At 58.7% G+C, this 26,172-nt stretch carries 22 protein-coding genes; 1 reads left to right on the forward strand and 21 read right to left on the reverse strand.

Going from position 1 to position 26,172, the window contains the following annotated elements; all coding sequences use genetic code 11:
* Positions 1-28 precede the first annotated feature (28 nt).
* Positions 29-877: an S-formylglutathione hydrolase gene (gene fghA, locus KDX39_RS05620; RefSeq protein WP_231659669.1), complete on the reverse strand. Its 849-nt coding sequence runs from the start codon at positions 875-877 to the stop codon at positions 29-31.
* 59 nt (positions 878-936) lie between these two features.
* Positions 937-2,049: an S-(hydroxymethyl)glutathione dehydrogenase/class III alcohol dehydrogenase gene (locus KDX39_RS05625; RefSeq protein ID WP_099229721.1), complete on the reverse strand. Its 1,113-nt coding sequence runs from the start codon at positions 2,047-2,049 to the stop codon at positions 937-939.
* 104 nt (positions 2,050-2,153) lie between these two features.
* On the opposite strand from KDX39_RS05625, the gene KDX39_RS05630 reads away from it, so the two are divergent.
* A complete protein-coding gene (locus KDX39_RS05630) occupies positions 2,154-3,050 on the forward strand; it encodes a LysR family transcriptional regulator (protein ID WP_099229719.1) in 897 nt (298 codons plus the stop codon).
* A gap of 12 nt (positions 3,051-3,062) precedes the next feature.
* Here the strand turns inward: KDX39_RS05630 and ispD are convergent, their stop codons facing one another.
* The 19 genes from ispD to uppS form a co-directional block, all read right to left on the reverse strand.
* On the reverse strand, positions 3,063-3,773 hold the full coding sequence (gene ispD, locus KDX39_RS05635; RefSeq protein WP_099229717.1) for a 2-C-methyl-D-erythritol 4-phosphate cytidylyltransferase: 711 nt from the start codon (positions 3,771-3,773) through the stop codon (positions 3,063-3,065).
* A 14-nt stretch (positions 3,774-3,787) separates the two neighbouring features.
* Positions 3,788-4,066, reverse strand: a complete 279-nt coding sequence (gene ftsB, locus KDX39_RS05640) for a cell division protein FtsB (RefSeq protein ID WP_004879054.1) — start codon at positions 4,064-4,066, stop codon at positions 3,788-3,790.
* 188 nt (positions 4,067-4,254) lie between these two features.
* Complete coding sequence (gene eno / locus KDX39_RS05645) at positions 4,255-5,541, reverse strand: phosphopyruvate hydratase (RefSeq protein WP_231659670.1); 1,287 nt, start codon at positions 5,539-5,541, stop codon at positions 4,255-4,257.
* Between the two features lie 138 nt (positions 5,542-5,679).
* Positions 5,680-6,525, reverse strand: coding sequence for a 3-deoxy-8-phosphooctulonate synthase (gene kdsA, locus KDX39_RS05650; RefSeq protein WP_231659671.1), 846 nt, complete (start codon positions 6,523-6,525; stop codon positions 5,680-5,682).
* 15 nt (positions 6,526-6,540) lie between these two features.
* Positions 6,541-8,172 carry a CTP synthase gene (locus tag KDX39_RS05655; protein WP_184318976.1) on the reverse strand — a complete coding sequence of 544 codons (1,632 nt, stop codon included), beginning with the start codon at positions 8,170-8,172 and terminating at the stop codon, positions 6,541-6,543.
* Positions 8,173-8,436: 264 nt separating this feature from the next.
* Positions 8,437-9,774, reverse strand: coding sequence for a tRNA lysidine(34) synthetase TilS (gene tilS / locus KDX39_RS05660; protein ID WP_231659672.1), 1,338 nt, complete (start codon positions 9,772-9,774; stop codon positions 8,437-8,439).
* A 324-nt stretch (positions 9,775-10,098) separates the two neighbouring features.
* On the reverse strand, positions 10,099-11,046 hold the full coding sequence (locus KDX39_RS05665) for an acetyl-CoA carboxylase carboxyltransferase subunit alpha (RefSeq protein ID WP_099229711.1): 948 nt from the start codon (positions 11,044-11,046) through the stop codon (positions 10,099-10,101).
* Positions 11,047-11,175: 129 nt separating this feature from the next.
* Positions 11,176-14,697, reverse strand: coding sequence for a DNA polymerase III subunit alpha (gene dnaE, locus KDX39_RS05670; protein WP_184318969.1), 3,522 nt, complete (start codon positions 14,695-14,697; stop codon positions 11,176-11,178).
* A 63-nt stretch (positions 14,698-14,760) separates the two neighbouring features.
* Positions 14,761-15,411: a ribonuclease HII gene (gene rnhB, locus KDX39_RS05675; protein ID WP_184320126.1), complete on the reverse strand. Its 651-nt coding sequence runs from the start codon at positions 15,409-15,411 to the stop codon at positions 14,761-14,763.
* 11 nt (positions 15,412-15,422) lie between these two features.
* Positions 15,423-16,565 carry a lipid-A-disaccharide synthase gene (lpxB, locus tag KDX39_RS05680; RefSeq protein WP_231659673.1) on the reverse strand — a complete coding sequence of 381 codons (1,143 nt, stop codon included), beginning with the start codon at positions 16,563-16,565 and terminating at the stop codon, positions 15,423-15,425.
* Positions 16,566-16,567: 2 nt separating this feature from the next.
* Complete coding sequence (gene lpxA / locus KDX39_RS05685; protein WP_004879036.1) at positions 16,568-17,344, reverse strand: acyl-ACP--UDP-N-acetylglucosamine O-acyltransferase; 777 nt, start codon at positions 17,342-17,344, stop codon at positions 16,568-16,570.
* The gene (gene fabZ, locus KDX39_RS05690; protein ID WP_004879034.1) at positions 17,341-17,781 is read right to left on the reverse strand and encodes a 3-hydroxyacyl-ACP dehydratase FabZ; all 441 of its coding nucleotides are present in this window, start codon (positions 17,779-17,781) and stop codon (positions 17,341-17,343) included. The genes lpxA and fabZ overlap by 4 nt, the downstream gene beginning before the upstream one ends.
* A 109-nt stretch (positions 17,782-17,890) precedes the next feature.
* Positions 17,891-18,946 (reverse strand): UDP-3-O-(3-hydroxymyristoyl)glucosamine N-acyltransferase, encoded by a 1,056-nt coding sequence (gene lpxD / locus KDX39_RS05695; RefSeq protein WP_231659674.1) that lies wholly within the window; start codon positions 18,944-18,946, stop codon positions 17,891-17,893.
* A gap of 1 nt (position 18,947) precedes the next feature.
* On the reverse strand, positions 18,948-19,451 hold the full coding sequence (locus tag KDX39_RS05700) for an OmpH family outer membrane protein (protein ID WP_002554721.1): 504 nt from the start codon (positions 19,449-19,451) through the stop codon (positions 18,948-18,950).
* A 45-nt stretch (positions 19,452-19,496) separates the two neighbouring features.
* Positions 19,497-21,869 carry an outer membrane protein assembly factor BamA gene (bamA, locus tag KDX39_RS05705; RefSeq protein ID WP_099229705.1) on the reverse strand — a complete coding sequence of 791 codons (2,373 nt, stop codon included), beginning with the start codon at positions 21,867-21,869 and terminating at the stop codon, positions 19,497-19,499.
* 74 nt (positions 21,870-21,943) lie between these two features.
* Positions 21,944-23,296, reverse strand: a complete 1,353-nt coding sequence (rseP, locus tag KDX39_RS05710; protein WP_184318960.1) for a sigma E protease regulator RseP — start codon at positions 23,294-23,296, stop codon at positions 21,944-21,946.
* A 106-nt stretch (positions 23,297-23,402) separates the two neighbouring features.
* Positions 23,403-24,593 carry a 1-deoxy-D-xylulose-5-phosphate reductoisomerase gene (gene ispC / locus KDX39_RS05715; RefSeq protein ID WP_231659675.1) on the reverse strand — a complete coding sequence of 397 codons (1,191 nt, stop codon included), beginning with the start codon at positions 24,591-24,593 and terminating at the stop codon, positions 23,403-23,405.
* Positions 24,590-25,405: a phosphatidate cytidylyltransferase gene (locus KDX39_RS05720; RefSeq protein ID WP_210072858.1), complete on the reverse strand. Its 816-nt coding sequence runs from the start codon at positions 25,403-25,405 to the stop codon at positions 24,590-24,592. Before KDX39_RS05720 ends, ispC begins: the two co-directional genes overlap by 4 nt.
* Positions 25,405-26,160, reverse strand: a complete 756-nt coding sequence (gene uppS, locus KDX39_RS05725) for a polyprenyl diphosphate synthase (protein WP_099229701.1) — start codon at positions 26,158-26,160, stop codon at positions 25,405-25,407. Before uppS ends, KDX39_RS05720 begins: the two co-directional genes overlap by 1 nt.
* Positions 26,161-26,172 lie beyond the last annotated feature (12 nt).

Consider the following 26,172-nt stretch of genomic DNA (forward strand, 5'->3'; position numbering starts at 1 on the left):
CATCCACCTCACCGTGCGTTCAACCCGATCAGTTGTCGAACAACGCGCTGGCGTGATGGCGCAGGTGATCTTCAATGAAGCTGGCGATGAAGAAATAGCTGTGGTCATAACCGGGCTGCATCCGCAGTGTCAGAGGCTGCTGTGCCGATTTGGCAGCCTGGACCAGCGTCTCGGGCTTGAGCTGATTGACCAGAAAATCATCCCGATCACCCTGATCCACCAGAATCGGCAATTTTTCCGTTGCATCGGCCATCAATACACTGGCGTCCCACTCGCGCCAGCGAGAGCGGTCTTCGCCCAGATAACGGGAAAAGGCCTTCTGCCCCCAGGGACAGTCCATCGGATTACTGATCGGTGAAAACGCCGAGATCGACTTGTAGCGACCCGGATTGCGCAGGGCACACACCAGTGCGCCGTGCCCACCCATCGAATGACCGCTGATACTGCGCGCCTGCGAAGCCGGAAAATGCGCTTCGATCAGGGCAGGCAGCTCCGTGACCACGTAATCATGCATCTGGTAATGACGGGCGTAGGGCTGTTCGGTTGCGTTGAGGTAGAAGCCTGCGCCCAGACCGAAATCCCAGGCGCCATCCGGATCGCCAGGCACATCAGGGCCGCGTGGACTGGTGTCCGGCGCCACGATGATGATCCCCAGCTCGGCCGCTACCCGCTGGGCCGCTGCTTTCTGCATGAAGTTCTCGTCAGTGCAGGTCAGGCCCGACAACCAGTACAGCACCGGCAGCTTGCCACCCTGTTCTGCCTGAGGCGGAAGGTAGACCGCAAACACCATGTCGCAGCCCAGCACCTGAGAGTGGTGCCTGTATCGCTTGTGCCAGCCGCCGAAGCTTTTCTGACAGGAAATATTTTCCAGGGTCATGGTCGACTCCCAACGATGGGCAGCAGCGTGATGAGAGCCTGCTGCCCATCATCGCTGTTTTAGAAGTGGATGACAGTACGAATGCTTTTGCCTTCGTGCATCAGGTCAAACGCTTTGTTGATATCTTCCAGACCCATGGTGTGGGTGATGAAGGTATCCAGCGGAATCTCACCGGTCTGTGCCATGTCGACATAGCTCGGCAACTCGGTACGACCTCGCACGCCACCGAACGCCGAACCGCGCCAGACGCGCCCGGTCACCAGCTGGAACGGACGAGTGGAGATTTCCTGACCGGCACCGGCCACGCCGATGACGACCGACTCGCCCCAACCCTTGTGGCAGCACTCGAGGGCTGCACGCATCAACTGCACATTGCCGATGCACTCGAAGGAGAAATCCACGCCGCCGTCAGTCATGTCGACGATGACTTCCTGAATCGGGCGATCAAAGTCCTTCGGGTTGACACATTCGGTCGCACCCAACTGTTTGGCGATCTCGAACTTGGCCGGATTGATGTCGATGGCGATGATCCGCGAAGCCTTGGCTTTCACCGCACCGATCACAGCCGACAGACCGATGCCGCCCAGACCGAAAATGGCCACGGTGTCGCCCGGCTTGACCTTGGCAGTGTTGAGTACGGCACCGATACCGGTGGTCACGCCACAACCCAGCAGGCAGACCTTTTCCAGCGGTGCCTGTTTGTCGATTTTGGCGACCGAAATTTCCGGCAATACGGTGTATTCCGAGAAGGTCGAGGTGCCCATGTAATGAAAAATCGGCTCACCCTTGTAGGAGAAGCGCGATGTGCCATCCGGCATCAGACCCTTGCCCTGAGTGGAACGGATCGCCTGGCACAGGTTGGTTTTGCCCGAGCGACAGAATTTGCACTGACGGCATTCAGGCGTGTAAAGCGGGATGACGTGATCACCGACCACAACAGAGGTAACGCCCTCACCCACCGCTTCAACAATAGCCCCGCCTTCGTGACCCAGAATTGAAGGGAAAATCCCTTCAGGATCGGCACCGGAAAGCGTGTAGGCATCAGTGTGACAAACGCCGGACGCCACGACCCGCAGCAGCACCTCGCCCGCCTTGGGCATGGCGACATCGACTTCCACGATTTCCAGTGGCTTCTTGGCCTCAAAGGCGACAGCAGCACGTGACTTGATCATCAATCTTCTCCGGCGAACTAAAACAAGATGTGCAGTGTAGTACAGTGCCAATTGGCGAGTAATAGAGCCAAAAGCAAAACATTAATGCTGTGCAGGGATAATCGATGTACACCAATCGCTGGGAAGGCCTCGACGAGTTCGTAGCGGTGGCAGAATGCGGCCAGTTCACTGCCGCTGCGCAACGCTTGGGGGTCTCGTCTTCTCATGTCAGCCGTCAGATCGTCCGGCTTGAAGAACGACTGCAGACGCGCCTGCTGTACCGCAGCACACGCAAGGTGGCGTTGACCGAAGCCGGTCAGACGTTCCTGCACCATTGCCAGCGCCTGCAGGATGGACGCGAAGAAGCGTTGCGCGCGGTAGGCGACCTGACCAGTGAACCCAAAGGGTTGTTGCGCATGACCTGCGCAGTGGCGTACGGCGAGCGTTTCATCACGCCGCTGGTGACCCGCTTCATGGACGTTTACCCGCACCTGCGGGTCGACATCGAGCTGAGCAACGAAACACTCGACCTGGTTCACGAAGGCATGGACCTGGCGATCCGGCTGGGGCGTCTGCAGGATTCACGTATGGTCGCCACGCGTCTGGCTCCGCGCCAGATGTATCTGTGCGCGGCACCTTCCTACATCGCACGCTATGGCCGCCCTCATAGCCTGTCGGAACTGAGTCGCCATAACTGCCTGATAGGCGGCAGCGATACCTGGTTGCTGCAACAGAACGGACGGGAATTCTCTCAGCGTGTGCAGGGCAACTGGCGCTGCAACAGCGGTCAGGCCGTACTCGACGCTGCATTGCACGGCGTCGGTCTGTGCCAGCTACCCGATTATTACGTGCAAAAACACCTCAAAAGCGGCGCGCTGATTTCGTTGCTGGACATGCATCAGCCGCCCAACACGGCTGTCTGGGCGTTGTACCCACAGCAAAGGCACCTTTCGCCGAAGGTGCGCAAACTGGTGGACTATCTGAAGGAAGGTCTGTTGATGCGAGACGAATACCGGCAGTAGCTGGCGAACCTCTCAGCGGCCGAAATCGCTCCGACGCAAACGCAGCCATTCGAGGTCTTCGGGTCGGGTAACCTTGATGTTGTCGGATCGACCTTCGATCAGACGTGGCGCCTGTCCGGCCCACTCGATGGCCGAAGCCTCATCCGTGATGCTGACATCAGATACCAGACTGTCCGCCAATGCTCGATGGAGCGCTCCAAGGCGGAACATCTGTGGCGTATAGGCTTGCCATATCATGCTGCGATCAACCGTTTCAGCCACGCGACCCGTGCTATCGGCACGCTTGAGCGTGTCGCGCGCGGGAACAGCCAGCAGGCCACCGACCGGGTCGTCCGCCAGCTCGCTGAGCAGGTTGTCCAGATCGCTACGGGCCAGATTCGGACGTGCAGCGTCATGAACCAGCACCCAGTCATCGTCGCTGGCACCTTGCGCATGCAGATGCAGCAAGGCGTTAAGTACCGAACCTGAACGCTCTTTGCCACCATCCACCCGCTGGATTCGGGAATCCAGCGCACAGGGCAACGCGGGCCAGTAAGGGTCGTCCACGGCAAGGCTGATCACCAGACCCTTGAGACGGGGGTGATCCAGAAAACTCAACAGGCTGTGTTCGAGAATGGTCAGACTGCCCAGCTGCAGGTATTGCTTGGGCCGGTCTGCTGCCATGCGGGCACCAATGCCCGCTGCAGGAATCACTGCCCAGAAGGCAGGAAGGAAATCTTTCATGACGCCTACTTTTATTATTGGGCCAACTGATAGAGGGTTTCGCCGTCCTTGACCATGCCCAACTCATGACGGGCACGCTCCTCGACGGTCTCCAGTCCCTTTTTCAATTCCATGACTTCGGCATCGAGCACACGATTGCGCTCCAGCAAGACCTGGTTTTCGGCATGCTGATCCGCGATCTGCTGGTTCAGGCTGGCCACTTGCGCCAGGCTGCCATTACCCACCCAGAGGCGATATTGCAAACCGGCAAGCAACAGCAGCAGGATGAGGAACAACCAGTTAGGACTGCGCATTGAAATATCAGGTACCCAGTAGAAAAGACGGCAGAGCCACACAACTAACAAATGACTGAGGGCATTGAGCCTGACATAAGCCAGGCTCAATCACTCCAGGTTACAGAGGAGCGTCAGCATCGGCAGTACGGGCGAAACCGGATGAACCGTTTTTCCCGTAGCGCCCTGCGTCTTTTACCATCTATGGATCAACCGCGAAACTCGGCGCGGCCGTTATAAACGGCTTTGTTGCCCAGTTGCTCTTCGATACGCAGCAGCTGGTTGTACTTGGATACGCGATCGGAACGGCACAGCGAACCCGTCTTGATCTGGCCGGCTGACGTGCCCACAGCCAGATCGGCAATGGTCGAATCTTCGGTTTCACCGGAACGGTGCGAGATCACAGCGGTGTAACCGGCAGCCTTGGCCATCTGAATGGCTTCCAGCGTTTCGGTCAGTGTACCGATCTGGTTGAACTTGATCAGGATCGAGTTGGCGATCTTCTTGTCGATGCCTTCTTTCAGGATCTTGGTGTTGGTCACGAACAGGTCGTCGCCCACCAGCTGGATCTTGTCGCCGATCTTGTCGGTGAGGATTTTCCAGCCAGCCCAGTCGGACTCGTCCAGACCGTCTTCGATGGAGATGATCGGGTGCTTGCTGACCAGATCAGCCAGATAGTCGGCGAAACCGGCGGAGTCGTATTCGCCTTCTTCACTGAGCTTGTACTTGCCATTCTTGTAGAACTCGCTGGCCGCGCAGTCCAGCGCCAGGGTCACATCGGTGCCCAGCGTATAGCCAGCGTTGGAAACGGCTTCGGCGATGGCGCTGAGCGCCTCTTCGTTGGACGCCAGGTTAGGCGCGAAACCACCTTCATCACCGACGGCAGTGTTCAGGCCGCGAGCCTTGAGAACAGCCTTGAGGTGATGAAAAATTTCGGTGCCCCAGCGCAGACCTTCAGCGAACGTCTTGGCGCCAACCGGCTGAACCATGAATTCCTGAATGTCGATGTTGTTATCGGCGTGCTCGCCACCGTTGATGATGTTCATCATTGGCACCGGCATCGAGTAGACGCCCGGCGTGCCGTTCAGATTGGCGATGTGCGCGTACAGCGGCAGATCCTGATCCTGGGCGGCGGCCTTTGCGGCAGCCAGGGATACAGCGAGGATTGCGTTGGCACCCAGGCTTGCCTTGTTCTCGGTCGCGTCCAGCGCGATCATTGCGTGGTCCAGCGCCTTCTGATCTACCGGATCCTTACCCAGCAGCAGGTCGCGGATCGGGCCGTTGATGTTGGCGACAGCTTTCAGAACGCCCTTGCCCATGTAACGGCTCTTGTCGCCATCACGCAGCTCCAGCGCTTCGCGCGAGCCGGTTGAAGCACCGGACGGCGCACAGGCGCTGCCAATGATGCCGTTATCGAGGAGCACATCTGCTTCCACGGTGGGATTGCCACGGGAGTCGAGAACTTCACGACCTTTGATGTCGACGATTTTTGCCATTGTTGTAAACACTCCAAGATTGACGAAAACGACGCAGCTGGAAAACGATATTCGCGATCAGACGCAGAAAACGGCAGGCCTGAATGCGACAACCCCGTCACGAATGACGGGGAACGGCACTTTACCGGAGAACCCTGCTCAAGCGGTCTCTACGATCGGAAAACTTTTCACAAGTTCATCCAGCGACTTGAGTTGCGTCAGGAAAGGCTCCAGCTTGTCCAGGCGCAATGCACAAGGGCCATCGCATTTGGCGTTATCAGGATCAGGGTGAGCTTCCAGGAAGAGACCGGCCAGATTCTGACTGATACCGGCCTTGGCCAGTTCCAGCACCTGAGCGCGGCGACCGCCAGCGGAATCGGAGCGACCACCCGGCATTTGCAGGGCGTGGGTCACGTCGAAAAGAATCGGGTACTCGAACTGCTTCATGATGCCGAAGCCGAGCATGTCCACCACCAGGTTGTTGTAACCGAAGCTGGAACCGCGCTCGCACAGGATCAACTGATCGTTACCGGCCTCTTCGCACTTGGTCAGGATGTGTTTCATTTCCTGAGGCGCAAGAAACTGGGCTTTCTTGATGTTGATGACTGCACCTGTCTTCGCCATTGCAACCACCAGGTCGGTCTGGCGCGACAGAAAAGCCGGCAACTGGATGATATCGCACACTTCGGCAACGACAGCCGCCTGCTCAGGCTCATGCACATCCGTGATCAACGGCACGTTGAAGGTGCGCTTTATCTCTTCGAATATGCGCATGCCTTCTTCCAGGCCCGGACCACGATAGGACGTGACCGATGACCGGTTGGCCTTGTCGAAGCTGGCCTTGAACACGTAAGGGATACCGAGCTTTTCGGTAACACGCACATATTCTTCGCAAATCTGCATGGCCATGTCACGAGACTCGAGCACGTTCATGCCACCAAACAGAACCATTGGTTTGTCGTTGGCAATCTCGATGGAGCCTACGCGGATGATTTTCTGAGCCATCTACTGATATTCCTTTCAGACGTTCTTTTGACGTTGAGCCAGTGCGGCCTTGACGAAACCGCTGAACAACGGGTGACCGTCGCGCGGTGTCGAGGTGAACTCCGGGTGGAACTGGCAAGCCACGAACCACGGATGATCAGGCGCCTCGACCACTTCGACCAGCGCTCCATCACCGGAGCGGCCGGAAATTTTCAGCCCTGCTTCCATCAGTTGCGGCAGCAGGTTGTTGTTCACTTCATAGCGATGGCGATGACGCTCGACAATCACATCGTTCTTGTAGCAGTCGTGAACCAGGGAGCCCGACTCGAGTTGGCATTCCTGGGCACCCAGGCGCATGGTGCCGCCCAGATCGGAGCTTTCGGTGCGGGTTTCCACGGCGCCGGTGGCATCTTCCCACTCAGTGATCAGACCCACGACGGCGTGTGCGCTGGTGCGGTCGAACTCGGTTGAGTTGGCGTCTTTCCAGCCCAGCACGTTACGGGCAAACTCGATGACCGCCACTTGCATGCCCAGGCAGATACCCAGATACGGAACCTTGTTTTCGCGAGCGAACTGAACAGCTGTGATCTTGCCTTCGACGCCACGCAGACCAAAACCGCCCGGAACCAGGATCGCGTCAACGCCTTCGAGCAGACCGGTGCCCTGATTCTCGATGTCTTCGGAATCGATGTAGCGCAAGTTGACCTTGGTGCGGTTGGTGATACCGGCGTGGCTCATGGCTTCGATCAACGACTTGTAGGCGTCGAGCAGTTCCATGTACTTGCCGACCATCGCAATGGTGACTTCATGTTCGGGGTTGAGTTTGGCATCGACGACCTTGTCCCACTCGGACAGGTCGGCACCACCACACTGAAGACCGAAACGCTCGACGACGAAATCGTCCAGACCCTGCGAATGCAGGATGCCAGGGATCTTGTAAATGGTGTCGGCGTCTTCCAGCGCAATGACCGCACGCTCTTCAACGTTGGTGAACTGGGCGATCTTGCGACGCGACGACGTGTCGATCGGATGATCGGAGCGGCAGACCAGAACGTCAGGCTGCAGGCCGATGGAACGCAGCTCCTTGACGGAGTGCTGGGTCGGCTTGGTCTTGGTTTCACCAGCGGTGGCGATATACGGCACCAGCGTCAGGTGCATCAGCATCGCGCGGCGTGCGCCGACTTCGAAACGCAGCTGGCGAATGGCTTCAAGGAACGGCTGCGACTCGATGTCGCCGACCGTGCCGCCGATTTCGACCAATGCCACGTCGGCATCGCCTGCACCCTTGATGATGCGGCGCTTGATCTCGTCGGTAATGTGCGGAATGACCTGGATGGTCGCGCCCAGATAATCACCACGGCGCTCTTTGCGCAGGACGTGTTCGTACACACGGCCAGTGGTGAAGTTGTTGTTCTGGGTCATGGTGGTGCGGATGAACCGCTCGTAGTGACCAAGGTCCAGGTCGGTTTCAGCGCCGTCATGAGTGACAAACACCTCACCGTGCTGGAACGGGCTCATGGTGCCTGGGTCCACGTTGATGTAGGGGTCCAGTTTGAGCATGGTGACCTTAAGCCCCCTCGCCTCCAGGATGGCCGCCAATGAAGCCGAGGCAATGCCTTTCCCCAATGAAGAAACAACACCGCCCGTGACGAAGATGTAGCGCGTCATGAAAAACCCTAGAAGTCTGCGTTAAAGCGGTCAGAGCCGCCGGGGAAAGCGAAGGAAGGCCGAAGCCCCCGATTACCGACAAAATTCACGGTGCACTCCCGAAACTGCTGCGTTGAAACCGACCGGCCGAAAGCCTGCCTATTGCGCGCCACATTTAAGAAATCGCCCAGTAAATACTGGTTGGTAACCGGCAACTTGTGTTGTTTCAAAAGAACCAACAGAAGCTGTATCAAGAAGGGAGCGTAGTCTACCTGAAAGGCCCATTCAGCTCAAACTTTGGTCGCTGGTCGGTGCTTCCCAGCGCAATCGCCAGCTTCCATTGGGCGAAGCGTCCAGTCCAGCCAGTCCTGCCACTGCCAGCAACTGGTCATTGCAGTACAGCAGCGGCAATCTGCCGCGGACGAATCCGGGCACACCGTACTCATTGAACAGACGCTTGAGATCACGATGACCACGCCCTGTCACCTGCACGACTTCGGAGCCTTGCCGATAACGCACCTCAAGCGGCCCTTGCGGCGCGTCGCCCTGTATCCAGATTCGCCCGTTACCGGGAAGGATCAATGGCTGACGAGGGTCAGGCCAGGCGACTTCGCCTTCGACGGTGCGAAGCCAGGGCCCAGCCAGCCACCAGACATGCCCTTGGGCGCGATGCAACTCTCCATCGGCCAATCGCCACAGCGGCTGCGCGCCCTGCCCTGCATCTCGCAAGGAGTCCCAGCCCGCCCAATGATCGGTATCAGGCAAACGGGTCAGTGGCGCGAGCCAGTGACGCAGCGCGTTGCGTTGCCGAGTCGCGGACAACCCAGTGAGTGGCTGGACAGCCAGCACTGGCAGGCCGAGCCAGGCAAACGGCGTGGTGGCCTGAGCGTCGGCCAGATCCTGCTCGGCAAGCTCCCCCAGAAGCACTTGGGCTTCGCCGAGATGACGGGCCGTACGCGCCATCGCGGAAACCGCCTGCGGCCATCTTGAGGTCAGCAACGGCATGACCTGAGCGCGCAGGAAGTTACGTGAAAACCGGACGTCGTTATTGCTGGGGTCTTCGATCCAGTTCAGGCAGTGTTCGCGGGCATACTCCTCAAGCTCCGCTCGTGCACAGTCAAACAGCGGCCTGACCAGATGACCCTTCCCCAGAACCCGAGACTCAGGCATCGCAGCAAGCCCTCGAACGCCGGCCCCACGCATCAGACGGAACAGCATCGTTTCAGCCTGATCGTCGCGATGCTGCCCCGTCAGCAACACCTCATCCACCCCCAACTGCCCGGAAAAGGCCGCATAACGAGCCTCGCGGGCTGCCTGCTCGATGCTGGCGCCTGGCTCCACACTCACTTTGATCATCTGCAACGGCACACCGAGCGCCTGACAGACCTGCCGACAATGCTCGGGCCATTCCTCGGCAACTGCCTGCAGGCCGTGATGAACATGAATCGCTTTCAGATCGGGCAGGCGTTCGCGTCTGGCCAGTTCAGCCAGAAGATGCAACAGAACCGTGGAATCGAGACCGCCGGAGAAGCCGACATGCCAGACAGGCGCATTGCGCCAGGGCACCAGGGCTTCAAGAAACCTGTTGGGGAGATCATGACCGCCAGGGCTTGACCGGGTCATTGATAAGGCCACTCGGCAAGTGCCGTCATAGGCAGCAGACAGCCAGCGCTCGCAGAGCTTACGCAACCCCACTGAAGCGCCAAATCCTGTAGGAGGCGGCTTGCCGTCGATGGCGAAGGATCATTCACTGACACATCGCCTGAACAACCGCATCGCGGGCAAGCCCCTCTATCAAACAACCTGTAAGCCACTGAAGAAACACGAGGGTATGGGCGTTTGATGTGCGACAGCGCTACGTCGAAAACGTGAGAGAGCCTTCCACAGTTTTGTGTTGGCCCTGAGAGGTGCCGCGTTAGGAAACACCGCGACACCTCCCACATCATCTTACAAGCCGTAGCTCATCAGACGATCATAACGGCGGGCCAGCAGCGCGTCGTTGTCGAACTTCTTGAGCATTGCCAACTGGCTGCTCAGCTCCTCACGGATCAAAGCCGAGGCGGCAACCGGATCACGGTGAGCGCCGCCCAATGGCTCGGTGATGACCTTGTCGACGATGCCCAAGCCCTTCAGGCGCTCGGCGGTGATGCCCATGGCTTCGGCAGCGTCCGGCGCTTTCTCGGCCGTCTTCCACAGAATCGATGCGCAGCCTTCCGGCGAAATAACCGCGTAAGTCGAATATTGCAGCATGTTCAATTGGTCGCACACGCCGATGGCCAATGCACCACCCGAACCGCCTTCGCCGATGACCGTGGCGATGATCGGGGTTTTCAGCCGCGCCATGACACGCAGGTTCCAGGCGATCGCTTCGCTCTGGTTGCGCTCTTCAGCGTCAATACCAGGGTAAGCGCCCGGTGTGTCGATGAACGTCAGGATCGGCATCTTGAAACGCTCGGCCATTTCCATCAGACGGCAGGCCTTGCGATAGCCTTCAGGCCGCGGCATGCCGAAATTGCGACGCACCTTTTCGCGAACTTCACGGCCTTTCTGATGACCGATAACCATCACAGGCTGACCTTCCAGACGCGCAACGCCGCCCACAATGGCCGCGTCGTCGGAGAAGTGACGATCACCGTGCAGCTCATCGAATTCGGTGAAAATATTCTGGATGTAATCCAGTGTGTAAGGGCGACGGGGATGACGCGCCATGCGTGCAATCTGCCAGCTGGTCAGGTTGCCGAAGATACTTTCGGTCAGAGTCCTGCTCTTGTCCTGCAACCGGGAAATTTCGTCGCCGATGTTCAGCGAGTTATCGTTACCCACCAGGCGCAGTTCTTCGATCTTGGCTTGCAAGTCAGCGATAGGCTGTTCGAAATCCAGAAAATTCGGGTTCATAGGCATCCGTCTTGGGTCGACGGCCAAGAGGCCGGCCGGTTGATCCGTCTGCGCCTTTCCCTAGAGGGAACAGACGCGGTCAGGTCGAAATTAAAATTCAGGGCTGGGCGCAGATATAGCCTGCGGCCTTCAGCGATACTGGAGAAAGACGTTCTCACGTCCGAACTGGTCACGCAGAGCCTGAATCAAGCTGTCTGCAGGATCGATTCGCCATGCTTCTCCAAACTGCAGCAACGCTTTGGCATCCTTACCGGTGTAATCCACCGTGATCGGACAGGCACCACGATGGCGCTTGCAAAGATCACCGAGCCAGCGCAGCCGGTCGCCCTTGAGTGCGTCGGCATGCACCGTCACTCGCAGGCTTTCGGCCAGATTGGTCCGTGCATCCTCGATACTCATGACGCGCTTGGCACGTAGTCTCAAGCCGCCGGAGAAGTCATCATTACTTACTTCGCCCTCAACCACCACCATAGCATCGGTCTGCAACAGTGACTGAGCCGAATGGAAGGCTTCGGCAAACAGCGATGCTTCGATACGCGCCGAGCGGTCGTCCAGGGTGATGAACCCCATCTTGTCGCCCTTCTTGTTCTTCATCACTCGCAAGGCAATGATCAGGCCTGCCACGGTCTGAGTATCTCTCGCCGGTTTCAGGTCGATGATGCGCTGGCGGGCGAAGCGACGAATCTCGCCTTCATATTCATCGATCGGGTGCCCGGTCAGATAGAGACCAAGGGTTTCCTTCTCGCCACGCAAGCGATCCTTCAGGCTCAGCTCACGGGTCTTGCGGTGATTGGCGTAGACGTCCGCATCTTCTTCGACGAACAGGCCACCAAACAGGTCCGAGTGACCGCTATCACGGCTTCGGGCAGTCTGCTCGGCGGCCTGAATGGCTTCTTCGAGGGCCGCGAGCAACACCGAGCGGTTACGGTCGATATTGGCCTGATAGGCCTTGGGTTCCAGCTCGAAATAAGGACCGAGACGATCCAGTGCGCCACTGCGGATCAGGCCATCCAGGGTGCGTTTGTTCACGCGTTTGAGATCGACACGGGCGCAGAAATCGAACAGATCCTTGAACGGCCCTTGCAGACGGGCTTCGGTGATCGCCTCGACCGGCCCCTCGCCCACCCCTTTGATCGCGCCCAGACCATACAGAATCCGGCCATCGTCACTGACGGTGAACTTGAACTCGGAAGTGTTCACGTCCGGCGCATCGAGGCGCAGTTTCATGGTGCGCACTTCTTCGATCAAGGTCACGACCTTGTCGGTGTTGTGCATGTCCGCCGACAACACGGCGGCCATGAACGGCGCCGGGTAGTGGGTCTTCAGCCAGGCGGTCTGATATGACACCAGACCGTACGCGGCTGAGTGGGACTTGTTGAAACCGTAACCGGCGAATTTTTCCACCAGATCGAAAATGTTACCCGCCAGGTCCGGGTCGATATTGTTGGTCTTGCAGCCTTCGATGAAACCGCCGCGCTGCTTGGCCATTTCCTCGGGCTTTTTCTTACCCATCGCACGACGCAGCATGTCTGCACCGCCGAGGGTATAGCCCGCCATGACCTGCGCAATCTGCATCACCTGCTCCTGATACAGGATGATGCCGTAGGTCGGCGCCAATACAGGCTTCAGGCCTTCGTACTGATAGTCGACGTGTGGATAGGACAGCTCGGCGCGACCGTGCTTACGGTTGATGAAGTCGTCCACCATGCCCGACTGCAGCGGCCCCGGACGGAACAGGGCCACCAGTGCGATGAGGTCTTCCAGACAGTCGGGCTTGAGCTTTTTGATCAGCTCTTTCATGCCCCGCGACTCGAGCTGGAACACGGCCGTTGTCTCGGCGCGCTGCAACAACTGATAGGTCGGCATGTCATCCAGCGGGATGAACGCGATGTCCAGCGGCGCTTCGTTGACCTTGGCGCGGTCGCGGTTGATGGTCTTCAGCGCCCAGTCGATGATGGTCAGGGTCCGCAGACCGAGGAAGTCGAATTTCACCAGACCGGCCGCCTCGACGTCATCCTTGTCGAACTGGGTTACCAGACCGTCGCCGGCTTCGTCGCAATAGATCGGCGAGAAATCCGTCAGCTTGGTGGGCGCGATCACCACGCCCCCGGCGTGCTTGCCCACGTTACGCACGACACCCTCGAGCTTGAGGGCCATTTCCCAGATTTCAGCCGCCTCTTCATCGACCTTGAGAAAGTCACGCAGGATCTCTTCCTGCTCATAGGCCTTCTCAAGGGTCATGCCGACTTCGAACGGGATCATTTTCGACAGGCGATCAGCCAGCCCGTAGGACTTGCCCTGCACCCGCGCCACGTCACGCACCACAGCCTTGGCGGCCATGGAACCGAAGGTGATGATCTGGCTCACGGCATTGCGGCCGTATTTCTCGGCCACATAGTCAATAACCCGGTCGCGACCGTCCATGCAGAAATCGACGTCGAAGTCGGGCATCGAAACCCGCTCCGGGTTCAGGAAGCGTTCGAACAGCAGGTCGTATTCCAGCGGATCGAGGTCCGTAATCTTCTGCACGTAAGCCACCAGCGAACCGGCACCCGATCCACGGCCAGGACCTACCGGCACGCCATTGCTCTTGGCCCACTGAATGAAGTCCATCACGATCAGGAAGTAACCGGGGAACCCCATCTGGATAATGATATCCAGCTCGAAATTCAGCCGGTCGACATAGACCTGGCGCTTGGCTTCGTAATCTTCAGTGGTGTCCTTGGGCAGCAGGACCGCGAGGCGCTCCTCCAGACCGTCGAACGACACTTTGCGGAAATATTCATCGATGGTCATGCCATCGGGAATCGGGAAGTTGGGCAGAAAGTGCGTACCCAGCTTCACGTCGATATTGCAGCGCTTGGCGATTTCGACACTGTTGGTCAGCGCCTCTGGCAGGTCGCTGAACAGCTCGGCCATTTCTTCCGGGCTTTTCAGGTATTGCTGATCACTGTAGTTGTGCGAACGCCGAGGGTCATCCAGTGCGCGACCTTCGCCGATGCAGACACGGGTTTCGTGAGCCTCGAAATCGGTCTGCTTGATGAAGCGCACGTCGTTGGTCGCGACCAGTGGAGCGCCGTGGCGGTCAGCCAGGGCAACGGCGGCGTGCAGGTGTTCTTCATCGTTGGCGCGGTTGGTGCGCTGCACTTCAATGTAGAAGCGATCCGGAAAGACCGACATCCATTCACGCAACAGTTCGTCTGCCTCGCCCGGATTACCGCCGAGCAATGCCATGCCAATCTCGCCTTCCTTCGCCGCCGACAATGCGATCAGACCATCACTGGCCTGAGCGACCCACTCACGCTGAATCACGATCTGGCCGTTGCGCTGCCCTTCAATGAACCCGCGCGAGATCAACTCTGTCAGGTTGCGATAGCCCTGAGCGTTCATGACCAGCAGACTGATACGGCTGAGCGCAGCGTCCTGATCACGGCCGGCGAGCCACAGATCGGCACCACAGATCGGCTTGATGCCCGCGCCCTGCGCTGCTTTATAGAACTTGACCAGCGAGCACATGTTGTTTTGATCGGTCACCGCGACGGCAGGCATGTTCATACCGGTCAGCGCCTTGATCAGCGGTTTGACCCGGACCAGACCGTCGACCAGAGAGTATTCGGTGTGCAGGCGTAGATGAACGAAAGAAGCCGGCATGGTGATCCTATAGCGCAAAAACTGAAAACGAGGGCGCGATTGTAGCGAGACCTGACTGAAACGTCAGTCCTGCAACAACCCGATCGACGATGAAACCTGCGCCATCATCATGGCCGCTCGCGCCTCATGGGCGGCGCGGACCGGCGCGAAGGAGCGCCTATGAATGGGTGTCGGCCCCAGACGAGCCAAGGCTTCCAGGTGTACCGGCGTCGGATACCCCTTGTGGCCGCCCATGCCATAACCCGGATAAATGAGCTCGAACGCGGCCATTTCCCGGTCACGACTGACCTTGGCGAGAATCGAGGCCGCAGCAATGGCAGGCACCTTGGCATCGCCCTGCACCACGGGAGCCGAGGGCACAGACAACTGCGGGCAACGATTGCCGTCAATCAAGGCAAGCCTGGGAGTGATGCTCAAGCCTTCGACTGCACGCTTCATGGCCAGCATCGTGGCATGCAGAATGTTCAGTTCGTCGATTTCTTCGACTTCAGCCCGGGCGATGAACCAGCACAGGGCTTTTTCCTGAATCTCGTCGAACAGCTTTTCCCGGCGGGCCTCGGTCAGTTTCTTGGAGTCATTGAGGCCCAGGATAGGCCTCGTCGGGTCAAGAATCACGGCAGCGGTGACGACTGCGCCGCACAGCGGGCCGCGCCCCACTTCATCGACGCCCGCGACAAGGTCCTCGACCAGCGTGAAATCCAGACCTGTCTGTATCATTGGCTTACTCACAGTGAAGACGTTTGCCCAAGCAGACCCAGCACCGCCTCGGCAGCCTGATTGGAGGCATCGCGGCGCAACGTCCGGTGAATCTCGTCGAAGCCCTGAGTCTGTGCCTGACCTTCATCGATCAGCGGCAGCAGCGTCTCTGCCAACGCTTCGGGCGTGGCCGCGTCCTGCAGCAGTTCCGGCACCAGAAGGCGCTGAGCCAGCAGGTTGGGCAGCGACACGTAGGGGCTTTTGACCAGTCGCTTCAGAACCCAGAAAGTAACCGGCGCCATACGATAGGCAACCACCATCGGTCGCTTGTAAAGCAGCGCCTCAAGCGTCGCCGTACCGGAAGCGATCAAGACCGCATCGCAGGCGGCGAGCGCGACATGCGACCGGCCGTCGAGCAAGGTGATCGGCAGGTCGCGCCCTTGCAGCAGCTCTTCGATCTGAGTCCGCCGCTGGGGACTGGCACAGGGGAGCACGAAACGCATTGTCGGACGCTGGATCAGAAGGCGCTCGGCGGCATCGAAAAACAACGCGCCCAGACGACCCACTTCACCACCGCGACTGCCCGGCATCAAGGCGACGACAGGCCCGTCACCCATCAGCCCCAGCTCGGTACGAGCAGCTGCACGGTCGGACTCCAGCGGTATGGTGTCGGCAAGCGGATGCCCGACAAACCGGACCGGGACGCCTTTTTCTTCATAGAACCGTGCTTCGAACGGCAGAAGGGTCAGCATCAGATCGCAGCCTTCGCGGATATTGAGCACACGCTTCTGACGCCATGCCCACACCGAAGGACTGACGTAATGGACAGTCTTGATGCCTGCACGACGCAGTTGAAGTTCGATATTGAGGGTGAAGTCCGGGGCGTCGATACCGATGAAAACATCGGGCTTTTCATCAATCAGGGTCTGGACCAGCAGCTTGCGTCTGGCAAGCAGCTCGCGCAATCGACCCAGCACTTCGACGAGCCCCATGACCGACAGGCGTTCCATGGGGAAGTAGGACTGCATGCCCTGTGCTTCCATGAGCGGACCACCGACACCGATGAACTCGGCATCGGGATGTCGCGCCTTGATGGCACGCATCAGACCGGAGCCGAGAATATCGCCGGAAGCCTCACCGGCCACCAGCGCGATACGCAATGGGCGAGCCATGGTTAGCGGGTAATGCCGCGGGTCGAAGCCTGGATCGACTCGAGGAACACCGCCACCTCGGGGAATAACGCGGCAGGCTCGGCAAGATCAGCGACAGCCTGATCAATGGTCAGGCCTTGGCGATAGACAGTCTTGTAGGCCCTGCGCAGGGCGTGAATCGCCTCTTCGGAGAAACCCCGACGGCGCATGCCCTCGAAGTTCATGCTCCGCGCTTCGGCAGGGTTGCCAAACACGGTCACGAACGCCGGAACGTCCTTGCCGATGGCGGTGCCCATGCCGGAGAAACTGTGCGCGCCGATGTGGCAGAACTGATGCACGAGGGTGAATCCCGAAAGGATCGCCCAGTCATCAACGTGCACATGACCTGCCAGCGCCGTGTTGTTGACCAGAATCACATGATTGCCAATCACACTGTCGTGACCGATGTGCGCGTAAGCCATGATCAGGTTGTGATCACCCAGCGTGGTCTCGGCGCGATCCTGGACAGTCCCGCGATGAATGGTGACGCCTTCACGGATCACGTTGTGATCACCGATCACAAGGCGAGTCTCCTCGCCCTTGTACTTGAGGTCGGGTGTATCTTCGCCTACCGATGAGAACTGGTAGATGCGATTGTGCTTGCCGATTCGGGTCGGTCCCTTGAGGACGACATGAGGACCGACCACTGTACCCTCGCCAATTTCCACACCGGGTCCGATGATCGACCAGGGGCCGACCTCCACATTGTCGGCCAGTACGGCCGTCGGATCGATGATTGCGCGAGGGTCAATCAAACTCATAGCTTGCGTTCCGCACAGATGATTTCAGCGGAGCATACCGCTTTACCGTCGACGGTGGCCTTGCACTCGAACTTCCAGATCTGGCGCTTGGAGCTCAGGAAGTTGGCTTCCAGAACCAGCTTGTCACCCGGCAGAACCGGCTGACGGAAGCGCAGCTTGTCCGAACCCACAAAATAATAGAGGGTGCCGTCGGAAGGCTTCGCGTTCAACATTTTGAACGCCAGAATCCCCGCCGCCTGTGCCATGGCCTCAATGATCAGTACGCCCGGCATGATCGGATGCTGGGGGAAGTGGCCATTGAAAAAAGGCTCGTTGACGCTGACATTCTTGTAAGCGCGAATAGTCTTGTTCTCGATATCCAGTTCCGTGACGCGATCCACCAACAGGAACGGATAACGATGAGGCAGGTATTCGCGAATTTCTTTGATGTCCATCATTTCGAGGGGAAGCCTGTAGTAAAGATTAGGGGTGCTTCGCGATGGCGCAGCACCCCTCTACATCAAGGAGGCAGTTTATCGACTGTGCACGCTTGATATTAAAAAGGTATCAGCCATCAGATGGAGGATTACCGGCGCTGGTCACGGTCTCGACCATCTTTTCCAGTTTTTGCAGACGCCGGGCCATATCATCGATCTTGCGCAGACGAGCCGCACTCTTTCGCCATTCAGCGGCTGGCTGCATTGCAGTGCCCGAAGAATAGGAACCTGGCTCGGTGATGGAATGGGTCACCATGGTCATGCCCGTGATGAAAACACCATCACATATCTCGATATGACCTACCAGTCCCACGCCACCGGCCAGCATGCAATGCTTGCCGATCTTCGTGCTTCCGGAGATCCCGACGCAGGCCGCCATGGCCGTGTGATCACCGATCTGAACGTTGTGAGCGATCTGAATCTGGTTATCCAGCTTGACCCCATTACCGATCCGGGTATCCGCCAGCGCCCCACGGTCGATGGCGGTATTCACACCGATCTCCACGTCGTCGCCAATGGAAACACCACCGATCTGGGCGATCTTCTGCCAGACACCTTTTTCATTGGCAAAGCCGAAACCTTCTCCGCCCAGCACAGCCCCGGACTGGATCACCACGCGCTTGCCAATGCGAACGTCGTGGTAAAGCGTCACACGAGGAGCCAGCCAGCCGCCCTCACCGATCTCGCAACGCGCACCGATGAAGCAGTGCGCGCCAATCGTGACCTGAGCTGCGATCCGTGCGCCGCTTTCGACAACCGCGAAAGCACCGATACTGGCCGCAGGGTCGACGATAGCGTCGTCGGAGATCACTGCTGTCGGATGAATACCGGCAGCGGCCTTGGGCTTGGGATCGAACAGATGGGAGATCCGGGCATAGGCCAGATACGGATCGGGCACCAACAGCGCATTCCCGGTGAAACTTTCGGCATCAGCGGGCTTGAGCAGCACGGCAGCGGCTTGGGTATCGGACAGGAATCTACGGTATTGGGGATTTGCCAGGAAGCTGATCTGATCAGGGCCGGCCTCTTGTAAAGTGGCCAGCCCATTGATGTCGTTGTCCTTGTCGCCACGTAACGTGGCGCCCAGGAACTCGGCCAACTGGCCGAGCTTGATGGTCGCGCTCATATTACTTCAGCTGATTCATGCGCTCGATGACCTGGCGAGTAACGTCATACTGAGGTTTGACGTCAATCACCGCACCGCGCTCGAACACCAGGTCGAAGCCACCTTTCTTGATGACTTCTTCAACAGCCTGATCCAGCTTCGGCTTGAGCTGCTTGAGCATTTCACGGTCAGCAACGGCCTTGGCTTCGTTCAGCTCCTTGGACTGGAACTGGAAATCACGGGCTTTTTGCTTGAACTCGAGCTCAAGACGCTCGCGCTCAGGCTGAGCCATCTTGTCGCCACCGCTGACCAGACGATCCTGAATGCCCTTGGCGCTGCTTTCCAAGCTTTTCAGCTTGGTCAGTTGCGGACCGAATTTCTTCTCGGCATCAACGGCATATTTCTTGGCAGCGTCAGATTCCAGCAGAGCCATCTGATAGTTCAGCACAGCAATTTTCATGTCGGCAAAAGCAGGGCTTGCAACCAGAACGGTGGCCAGCAGTACCAATTGAGTCAACTTACGCACAATACAACTCCTACAGAATTCGTTGCGTTATCAAAGATCAGACGCTTAGAAGGTCTGACCCAGGGAGAATTGGAAAACCTGTGTTTCGGAATCGTCGTCCGGTTTCTTGATCGGCATTGCCAATGCGAAGCTCAGAGGACCGAGCGCTGTGATCCAGGTCACGCCGACACCGACAGAGCTGGCCATGCCGGACAGGTCGACATTGTTGCACTCGACACGCTGACCGTTGCGCGTTCTGCTGGAGTCGCAATTGCTGTCGAAGACGTTACCCACATCCCAGAAAACGGAGGTGCGCAGCGAGCGCTGATCCTTGATGAACGGCAGAGGGAACATGACTTCAACGCCGCCCTGAACCAGTACGTTACCGCCGAATGGCAGTGGATCCTGATCCGGGTCAGGTTGGGTGCCAGGGTTGCGACCCGAACTCGGCGTGCTGCGAGGACCCAGGGTGCTGTCCTTGAAACCACGGACCGAGTTGAAGCCACCGGCATAGTAGTTTTCATAGAACGGCAGACCCGACGTCGAACCATAGCCGTCGCCATAACCCAGCTCGGTGTGCAGGCGCAGCGTGTAGTTGTCGGTGATCGGGTGGAAGTACTGGGCCCGGTAGTCAAGTTTGTAGAACGACAGATCACTGCCCGGCAGCGTGGTTTCGAAGACCAGGCTCTGGGAATGGCCGCGGGTTGGCAGTACACCCTTGTTCAGGGTCGATTCGGACCAGCCGGCAGACGCCTTGAAGTTCAGGAACTTGTCGCCTTCGCGGTTGGTGAAATCGAAGATTTCATCAACAGTGTACGTGCCGGTCTTGATCTCGTCCTGCTGTACGGTCAGGCCATAAGTCAGGCGGGACGTCTCGCTGATCGGATAACCCAGGCTCACACCGGCGCCAAGGCTGTCGACCGCATAGCTGGCCACATCCACGTCGAGATCGTCGTAGTCGGTAGTGCGATAGAAGGCGTTGTAACCCAGGCTGACGCCGTCCGGCGTGTAGTACGGGTCAACATAACTGAAGTTGTAACGGCTCTGGTACTCGGAACGGGTCAGACCGATGCTGACCTTGTTACCCGTACCCAGGAAGTTGTTCTGGCTGATCGAACCACCCAGAATCAGACCGGCACTCTGTGCAAAGCCGACGCTGGCAGTAATCGAACCGGAAGCCTGCTCCTCGACCGCGTAGTTAACGTCCACCTGATCATCGGTGCCCGGTACGGCCGGCGTCTCGACGTTGACCTCCTTGAAGAAGCCCAGCCGATCAAGACGGGTCTTGGACTGGTCGATCAGGTAGGTGGAAGCCCAACCGCCTTCCATCTGACGCATTTCACGGCGCAGCACTTCGTCCGCAGACTTGGTGTTGCCACGGAAGTTGATACGGTTCACATAGGCACGCTTGCCTGGGTCGACCACGAAGGTGATATCGACCGTGTGATCTTCGTTGTTCGGCGTCGGAACACCGTTCACGTTGGCGAAGGTATAGCCTTCGTTACCCAGACGACGGGTGATCAGCTCGGAGGTCGTAGTCATGACCTTGCGCGAGAAGACCTGACCAGGCTGAACCAGCATCAGGGACTTGACCTGATCTTCAGGCACTTTCAGATCACCGCTGAGCTTGACCGACTTGACGCTGTACTTCTCGCCTTCGTTGACGTTCACAGTGATGTAGACGTTTTTCTTGTCAGGCGTGATCGAGACCTGAGTCGAGGCGATATCCATGTTGATATAGCCGCGGTCGAGGTAGTAGGAACGCAGACGTTCCAGGTCGCCGGACAGCTTTTCGCGAGCGTACTTGTCGTCGTTCTTGAAGAAGGACAGCCAGTTGGACGTCTTGAGTTCGAACAGGTCGATCAGGTCCTCGTCGGGGAACACAGTATTGCCCACGACGTTGATGTGCTGAATGGAGGCAACGGTGCCTTCATTGATATTGATCTTGAGGCCGACTCGGTTGCGCGGCTGCGGCACGACTTCGGCGGCAACCTCGGCAGAGTAGCGACCCTGGGCCACATATTGGCGCTGCAGTTCGTTACGCACGCCCTCGAGCGTGGCACGCTGGAAAATTTCGCCTTCAGCCAGACCCGATTGTTTGAGGCCTTTCATGAGGTCTTCGGTGGAGATCGCCTTGTTGCCTTCGATCTCGATGCTGGCAACAGAAGGACGCTCGACAACGGAGATGACGAGCACGTTGCCATCGCGACCCAGCTGGATATCTTGAAAGAAGCCGGTCTTGAACAACGCACGAGTGGCATCGACCAGACGACCGTCATCCGCCTGCTCGCCCACGTTGAGCGGCAGTGCGCCAAAGACACTGCCGGCGGAAACCCGCTGCAGGCCGTTGACACGGATATCGGAGATGGTGAAGGACTCGGCGTGAACTTCAGCGATCATCAGTGCGGCAAGAACCGCAGTTAGCAGCAGACGTTTCATGAAGTCCTTTCTTATTCCAACTGGCAATAAACAAACTGCCGCAAAATGCGGCAGATTCGCAACTCGGCAACGCTTTACAGTCGACCCAGATCGTTGACCAGCGCGAGCAACATAACGCCCACAACCAGACTGATACCGATCTGCGCCCCCCAACCTTGAACCTTTTCCGAAAGGGGGCGACCACGCGCCCACTCGATCAGATAAAACAGCAAATGCCCCCCGTCCAGAACGGGAATGGGCAGCAAATTCAGAACCCCGAGGCTTATGCTCAGATAAGCGAGGAAGTTCAGAAAGTCTCCGATACCCGACTGGGCCGAAGCGCCCGCCACTTTAGCAATGGTTATCGGTCCACTCAAGTTTTTTACCGAGAGCTCACCGAACAACATTTTCTTGAGTGAATCCAGCGTCAGCACGCTCATGGTCCAGGTACGCTTCACGCCCTCCCCCATGGCGGCGAACGGACCGTAGCTGACCTCGCGGACCATTTCGGCCGGCCAGTCTACACCTTTGACGCCTGCACCCAGGTAACCCGCTGCAGCCTGACCTTCGCCACGCGCTGCCAGGGTGACAGGAACATCGAGCTGTGCACCATCACGCTCGATACGCAACGAAACCTTTGCACCCGGACGCTCACGCACCCAGTCGACAACCTGCTGCCACTCGTTGAGCGGCTGCCCGTCCACCGAAACCAGCCGATCGCCCATCCTCAGACCTGCTGCCTGGGCAGGCCCCTTCGGATCAAGCTCTTCCAGCACAGGCGGCAACGCAGGTCGCCACGGACGAATACCAAGGGATTTGATTGGATCGGGTTCCTCTGCGCCTTTCAGCCAGTTGTTCAGAACCAGTTCGCGTGGAGTATCGGCCGTGGAACCGGGCTCGCGAAGCATGACGGCAACAGTGCCACTTTCACCCAGACGACGGACCAGCTGCAGATTGACGGCTGACCAGCCCGACACAGGCTCACCGTCAATGGAAGTGATTTCCTGCCCCGCTGCCAGGCCTGCGCGCTGGGCGATACTCCCGGCCTCCACCGCACCGATGACAGGACGAACCTGCTGTGTACCCAGCATGGCCAGAACCCAGAAAAAGGCGATGGCCAGAAGGAAATTGGCAGTCGGACCTGCCGCGACGATGGCGAAACGCTGATACACCGTCTTGCGATTGAATGACTGATCGGCAAGCTCGGGCGGTACATTGCCTTCGCGCTCGTCGAGCATCTTCACATAGCCGCCCAGAGGAATGGCCGCGACGACGTATTCGGTGCCCTGACGGTCGTGCCAGCGCACCAGTGGCGTGCCGAAACCTACGGAAAACCGCAGGACCTTGACGCCACAGCGCCGAGCCACCCAGAAGTGACCAAACTCGTGAAAAGTGACCAGCACACCCAGCGCAACCAGGGTGCCGACAATCATGTATAACGCACTCATCGACTTTCTCCGGGTACCGACTCAGCGGCAAGTGTGTTTATCATCGCAGACCTTCGAACCTGCACGTGACGCACCACATCAATCCCTTCACTGATTTTTGGCAACATCAGCGACCGTGTCGTTCCAGCCACTGGGTGGCAAGCATTCGAGCCCGGCCATCTGCTGCGAATACCGCTTCGAGGTCTTCGACCTCAATGGCCGGCTCGAGATTCAGCACATCCTCGATGATAGCGGCGATCTCCAGGTACCGAATACGCCCGTCCAGAAACGCAGCCACCGCAATTTCATTAGCCGCATTGAGCATCGCGGGAGCACTGCCGCCAGCCTCCGCAGCCTGACGAGCCAGTCGCAGGCACGGAAAACGTTCTTCATCGGGCGCCTGAAAGTCCAGCTGGCCGATGCGAAACAGATCCAGCGGTGCGACGCCCGATTCTACACGCGCAGGCCAGGCCAGCGCATTGGCGATTGGCGTACGCATATCCGGATTGCCAAGCTGGGCGAGCACCGAGCCATCCACATAGTCCACCAGTGAGTGGATCACGCTCTGAGGATGAATCACCACCTCCACCTGGGAAGGACGAGCATCGAACAGCCAGCAAGCCTCTATGAGTTCAAGGCCTTTGTTCATCATGGTGGCGGAGTCGACGGAAATCTTGCGCCCCATGGACCATACCGGGTGGGCACAGGCCTGGTCAGGTGTCACATGGTGCAGTTGATCGAGGGGCGTCTGACGGAATGGGCCGCCCGAGGCCGTCAGCATGATGCGCCTGACGCCGACCGCACCCAGACCTCGGGCAAAGTCCGCAGGCAGGCACTGAAAGATCGCATTGTGTTCGCTGTCGATGGGCAGCAGGACCGCGCCGCTGTGACGAACCGCCTGCATGAACAGCGCGCCGGACATGACCAGCGCTTCCTTGTTGGCCAGCAGTACCTTTTTGCCAGCCTCGACGGCCGCCAGTGTCGGGCGAAGACCTGCTGCGCCGACGATGGCCGCCATGACCGCATCGACCTGAGGATGAGCCGAAACCTGGCAAAGCCCCTCCTCACCGACAAGCACACGGGTATCGAGCCCGGCAGCGGCGAGATCATCCTGCAACTTGCGTGCAACTGCCTGCTCGGGCACCACGGCAAACTGCGGCGTGTGCCTGACGCACAACGCCAGCAGTTCACTGGTACGAGTGAAACCCGTCAGCGCAAACACTTGGTATAGCGACGGATGACGCGCAATTACATCCAGCGTGCTCAAACCGATTGAACCGGTCGCACCCAGAACGGTAATTTGTTGAACACGACTCACATGACACCCCAGTCGGCAGCCCAGAGCAGCACTGCAAACACTGGGATGGCCGCGGTCAGACTGTCGATACGGTCCAGCACGCCACCGTGACCTGGAAGCAGATTGCTGCTGTCCTTGACGCCCGACTGACGCTTGAACATGCTCTCGGTCAGGTCACCGATCACCGAAATGAACACCACGACAGCAGCACCCAGCAGACCGCCAATGAACTGGGCGGCAGTCCAGTCGCGGGAAATACCCACTGCTGCCGTGATACCCAGGCTGACCGCCAGACCACCGTAAACGCCTTCCCAGCTTTTACCCGGGCTGACCTTGGGTGCCAGCTTGCGCTTGCCGAATGCCTTGCCCGAGAAATAGGCACCAATATCGGCTGCCCATACCAGAACCATTACTGCAAGGATCAACCAGTTGCCCAGTGGCCACTGCTTGATCAGCACCAGCCCTTGCCAGGCAGGCAGCAGGATGAGAAGACCGATCACCAGCTTGCAGGCGGCACTGGCCCAATGCTCACTGGAGTCTGGGTAGGTCAGCACCAGGAAGGTGGCTACCGCCCACCAGATGACGGCTGCAACCAGAACCCAGGGCTCAAGCCCGGGCAGCAGGTACATGAGGAAAAGCAGCACAGCCACCACGGCGGCATAGCCGATGCGCATCGACTGCGCGGCAAAGCCTGCAAGTCGAGCCCATTCCCATGCACCCAGCACGACCACGAAACCGATGAACAGCGCAAAGTACGCGCCGGTCAGCAGAAAGAAGCCGCAAAGGGCGATCGGCAACAGAATGAGTGCCGTGATGATCCGTTGTTTCAGCATTAAGCCCGGGCTCCAGCTTCTACCTGCTCGCTCGTTTTACCGAAACGACGTTGGCGGGAAGCGAAATCAGCCAGCGCAGCGCGCATGGCATCGTGTTTGAAGTCCGGCCAGAACAGGTCGGAGAAGTACAGCTCGGCATACGCCAGCTGCCAAAGCAGAAAGTTGCTGATACGGTGTTCGCCGCCTGTGCGAATGCACAGGTCCGGCAGTGGCAGATCGCCCGTCGCCAGGCAGGTCTGCAACAATTCCGGCGTGATGTCTTCCGGCTGCAGATGACCGGCCTGAACTTCACGCGCCAGGCGCTGGGCGGCCTGGGCGATATCCCACTGCCCACCATAGTTGGCAGCGATCTGAAGAACAAAGCGGTTATTACCGGCCGTGCGCTGCTCGGCCTCACGCATCGCGGCCTGAAGTTCGGGATGAAAGCGTGAGCGATCGCCGATGATTCGCAGGCTGATGTCGTTTTCGTTCAGGCGCTTGGTCTCACGACGCAGTGCTGTGAAGAACAGTTCCATCAGTGCACCGACCTCGTCAGCCGGGCGCTGCCAGTTTTCACTGGAGAACGCGAACAGTGTCAGCACTTCGACCTTGGCTTCTGCGCAGACCTCGATAACGGCACGCACGGCGTCAACGCCCGCCTTGTGACCGGCAACACCTGGCAACAGGCGCTTCCTTGCCCAGCGATTGTTGCCATCCATGATGATCGCAACGTGGCGCGGCACCGAGGGCGATGCAGCCGGTTTTATCTTTTCCATGAAAGCGTCCGA

Origin of the sequence: Pseudomonas sp. CDFA 610 (assembly GCF_021147865.1) — a bacterium.
In the GTDB taxonomy this organism is placed as follows: Bacteria; Pseudomonadota; Gammaproteobacteria; order Pseudomonadales; family Pseudomonadaceae; genus Aquipseudomonas; species Aquipseudomonas alliivorans.

Bases quoted from the DNA above. Each gene is read 5' to 3' on its own strand.
- bamA (WP_099229705.1), bottom strand. From the start codon at position 21,869: ATGAAACGTCTGCTGCTAACTGCGGTTCTTGCCGCACTGATGATCGCT.
- eno (WP_231659670.1), bottom strand. From the start codon at position 5,541: ATGGCAAAAATCGTCGACATCAAAGGTCGTGAAGTTCTCGACTCCCGT.
- rseP (WP_184318960.1), bottom strand. From the start codon at position 23,296: ATGAGTGCGTTATACATGATTGTCGGCACCCTGGTTGCGCTGGGTGTG.
- lpxB (WP_231659673.1), bottom strand. From the start codon at position 16,565: ATGGCTCGCCCATTGCGTATCGCGCTGGTGGCCGGTGAGGCTTCCGGC.
- lpxA (WP_004879036.1), bottom strand. From the start codon at position 17,344: ATGAGTTTGATTGACCCTCGCGCAATCATCGATCCGACGGCCGTACTG.
- KDX39_RS05625 (WP_099229721.1), bottom strand. From the start codon at position 2,049: ATGATCAAGTCACGTGCTGCTGTCGCCTTTGAGGCCAAGAAGCCACTG.
- uppS (WP_099229701.1), bottom strand. From the start codon at position 26,160: ATGGAAAAGATAAAACCGGCTGCATCGCCCTCGGTGCCGCGCCACGTT.
- KDX39_RS05720 (WP_210072858.1), bottom strand. From the start codon at position 25,405: ATGCTGAAACAACGGATCATCACGGCACTCATTCTGTTGCCGATCGCC.
- kdsA (WP_231659671.1), bottom strand. From the start codon at position 6,525: ATGGCTCAGAAAATCATCCGCGTAGGCTCCATCGAGATTGCCAACGAC.
- ispD (WP_099229717.1), bottom strand. From the start codon at position 3,773: ATGAAAGATTTCCTTCCTGCCTTCTGGGCAGTGATTCCTGCAGCGGGC.
- KDX39_RS05630 (WP_099229719.1), top strand. From the start codon at position 2,154: ATGTACACCAATCGCTGGGAAGGCCTCGACGAGTTCGTAGCGGTGGCA.
- KDX39_RS05655 (WP_184318976.1), bottom strand. From the start codon at position 8,172: ATGACGCGCTACATCTTCGTCACGGGCGGTGTTGTTTCTTCATTGGGG.
- lpxD (WP_231659674.1), bottom strand. From the start codon at position 18,946: ATGAGCGCGACCATCAAGCTCGGCCAGTTGGCCGAGTTCCTGGGCGCC.
- fabZ (WP_004879034.1), bottom strand. From the start codon at position 17,781: ATGATGGACATCAAAGAAATTCGCGAATACCTGCCTCATCGTTATCCG.
- dnaE (WP_184318969.1), bottom strand. From the start codon at position 14,697: ATGCCGGCTTCTTTCGTTCATCTACGCCTGCACACCGAATACTCTCTG.
- fghA (WP_231659669.1), bottom strand. From the start codon at position 877: ATGACCCTGGAAAATATTTCCTGTCAGAAAAGCTTCGGCGGCTGGCAC.
- tilS (WP_231659672.1), bottom strand. From the start codon at position 9,774: ATGACCCGGTCAAGCCCTGGCGGTCATGATCTCCCCAACAGGTTTCTT.
- ftsB (WP_004879054.1), bottom strand. From the start codon at position 4,066: ATGCGCAGTCCTAACTGGTTGTTCCTCATCCTGCTGCTGTTGCTTGCC.
- KDX39_RS05665 (WP_099229711.1), bottom strand. From the start codon at position 11,046: ATGAACCCGAATTTTCTGGATTTCGAACAGCCTATCGCTGACTTGCAA.